The organism is Pseudomonadota bacterium (genome assembly GCA_039196715.1).
Lineage (GTDB): Bacteria > Pseudomonadota > Gammaproteobacteria > CALCKW01 > CALCKW01 > CALCKW01.
Genome location: JBCCUP010000155.1, coordinates 1 through 2,977 on the forward strand (window position 1 = coordinate 1; position 2,977 = coordinate 2,977).

The following is a 2,977-nucleotide window of genomic DNA, read 5'->3' on the forward strand; positions in this document are numbered from 1 at the left end:
CCGAGGCGTGCGAGGCCCCCGGCTTGCCGAGCTGCGCCACCATCCGCATCACTTGCTGACACTCGACCTGCGCAACAAACACATGGCGCCCGCCGTGCAGCACGGCCAGGTTTGCGGTTTCGCCGGTCTCGGCCACGAGCGACTTCAGCACCGGCCGCGCCTCGGAGATGAAGTCACGGCGGTTGAGGTAGGCGGTGCCGACGGTGAACGCCTGCAACCCGACGCTCCAGAGGCCGGTGACCTCGTCGAGGTCGACGAAGCCGAGCGCACGCATGCTGTTGAGCAAGCGGTGCGCGGTCGAGGGCGCGAGGCCCGTGTCGGCGGCGAGCTCGGCGAGGCTCAACCCGGCGGGCATCTCGCCCAGCCGCGAGAGCAGCCCGAAGGCCCGGCTCAGTGACTGAACCGTGCCGCCATTCGATGCCTCGACACTGGCAACCGCCACAGCGACGCAGCTCAGCCCGCAGACCGGGCTTGCGCTTTCTTCTCGGCGCGGCGCGCATGCAACAGCGGCTCGGTGTAACCGCTCGGCTGCTCACAGCCCTTGAAGATCAGGTCGTGGGCCGCGGCGTAGGCGATACTGGTGTCGAAGTGGCCGGCCATCGGCTCGTAGAGCGGGTCGCTGTCGTTTTGCCCGTCAACCACCCCGGCCATGCGCTGCAGCGCTTCCTCGACCTGCTCCGTGGTGATCACACCGTGCCGCAACCAGTTGGCGAGGTGCTGACTGGAAATGCGCAGCGTGGCACGGTCTTCCATGAGTTCGATGTTGTGGATGTCGGGCACCTTCGAGCACCCGACGCCCTGGTCGACCCAACGCACGACGTAGCCGAGGATGCCCTGGCAGTTGTTGTCGATCTCCGATCGGATCTCCTCGTCGCTGAGGTTGCGCCCGCCGAGCAGTGGCAGGGTCATGATGTCCGCGAGCGCTGCCGGTTCACGGTCGGCGATGGCGTCCTGCACACTGTGCACCGACACACTGTGGTAGTGCGTCGCGTGCAGCGTGGCCGCGGTGGGCGACGGTACCCAAGCGCAGTTGGCGCCGGCCTCGGGGTGGTTCTGCTTGGTGTCGAGCATCGCGCGCATGGCGTCGGGCATGGCCCACATGCCTTTGCCGATCTGCGCGCGTCCGCGCAAGCCCGAACGCAGCCCGACGTCGACGTTGTTCGCTTCGTACGCAGCAATCCAGGGCTCGCCTTTGATGTCGGCTTTGGGCAGAACCGGACCGAGTTCCATCAGCGTGTGGATCTCGTCGCCGGTGCGGTCGAGGAAGCCGGTGTTGATGAACACCAGGCGATCGGCAACCTGCTCGATGCAGGCGCCGAGGTTCACCGTCGTGCGGCGTTCCTCGTCCATCACCCCAACCTTGAGGGTGTGGGCCGCAAGGCCCAGAACCCGCTCGACCTGCCCGAACAGGGCGTTGATCAGGGCGACCTCTTCGGGCCCGTGCATCTTCGGCTCGACGATGTAGACGCTGCCGCTGCGGCTGTTGCAGGTGCCCTGCCCGCCCTTGTTCAGGTCGTGCACGGCACAGGCGGAGGTGACCAACGCGTCCATGAAGCACTCCGAGACCGGGTTGCCGTCGCCGTCCAGCACCGCGTCGGTTGGCATCAACAAGCCGACATTGCGCACCAGCATCAATGAGCGGCCCTTGAGCACGAGCTCGCCGCCGTCGCGCCCGGTGAAACGCAAGTCATCGTTCAAGCGACGGACGATGGTCTTGCCGCCCTTCTCGAGGCTCTGTTCGAGGTCGCCTTTCATCAGGCCGAGCCAATTCCGGTAGACGCCGACTTTGTCCTCGGCGTCGACCGCCGCCACCGAATCTTCGCAGTCCTGAATGACCGTCAGCGCCGACTCGACCATGACGTCTTTCAGCCCACTCGGCGAGGCCGAGCCGATCGGGTGCTCGCGGTCGAACTGCAGCACCACGTGCAGCCCGTTGTTGACGAACACCAGGCTGTGCGGCTCGCCGTCACCGGCGTGTCCGATCCACTGAGCGGGTCGAGCGAGTGCCTGGTCGCCGCGGTCCGCGGTCGTGACAACCACCTCGCCCGCTTCAATTCGGTAGCCCGTGGCCGCGGCATGGCTGCCGTCGGCGAGCGGCAGCGCCCGGTCGAGGAAGGCAGCGGCCTCGGCGACCACAGCCGCCCCGCGCTGGGGGTTGTAGCCGCCAGCGCGCCCTTTGCCGTCGTCCTCGTCAATCGCGTCGGTGCCGTAGAGGGCGTCGTAGAGGCTGCCCCAGCGTGCGTTGGCCGCGTTCAGCGCGAAGCGGGCATTGGACACCGGAACCACCAATTGTGGCCCCGCCACGTCGGCAATCTCGCTGTCGACGTTCGCGGTGCGCACGGCCACCGCGTCCGGCCGCTCGGCCAGGTAGCCAATGCCGCTGAGGAAGGCGTGGGTGTCGTCGAAGGACGGCACCTCGCCTTGGCGCTCGCGGTACCAGGCGTCGATCTGCTCCTGCAAGGTGTCGCGTTTTGCGAGCAGGGCTGCCCGGCGCGGGCCGAGCTCGGCGACGATCGTCGCGAAACCCGACCAGAACTGCGCGCTGTCGATGGCGAGTCCGGCGAGCACCTCGGTGTCGACGAGGTCGTAGAGGGGCTTGGCGATTTGCAGTCCGGCGACGGTGACACGTTCTGACATGGCTACGGTCTCTCTGGTGTGGCCGGCACGCGCACGCGCTGCCCGGCGAATGACAGGGGGGCACGCCGCCGTGCACCTGCAAGCGGCCGCCCGATCCGACAAGCCTACTGGGCGGCCACGCAGCGTGCAATATATTTTGGAATTACATTCCACAATGTGGAAAGTTCTCACGTATTACATGAGGGATTTGGTACAGAGATGCCAAATAATTGACTGAATTACCTGAAAAAAAAGGCTTGCGAATGTGTCATTTTGCGCTACCCGGTGGTACCGTAACCCAAACAGGTTAACCGGGAAGCGGTATCCCCCGGGTCAGCCAGAGCGTGAAACGCACGTGCCA

2 protein-coding genes are annotated in these 2,977 nt (G+C 66.1%); both read right to left on the bottom strand.

The features are described 5' to 3' along the window. Positions 1 to 442 (bottom strand): helix-turn-helix domain-containing protein (locus tag AAGA11_22940; GenBank protein ID MEM9605731.1); only part of this gene is annotated, 442 nt, incomplete at its 3' end. 11 nt (positions 443 to 453) lie between these two features. Beyond that, entirely contained in the window at positions 454 to 2,637 is a 2,184-nt protein-coding gene (locus tag AAGA11_22945; protein ID MEM9605732.1) for a malate synthase G, read from the bottom strand. Positions 2,638 to 2,977: the final 340 nt, after the last annotated feature.

Bases quoted from the DNA above. Each gene is read 5' to 3' on its own strand.
- AAGA11_22945 (MEM9605732.1), bottom strand. From the start codon at position 2,637: ATGTCAGAACGTGTCACCGTCGCCGGACTGCAAATCGCCAAGCCCCTC.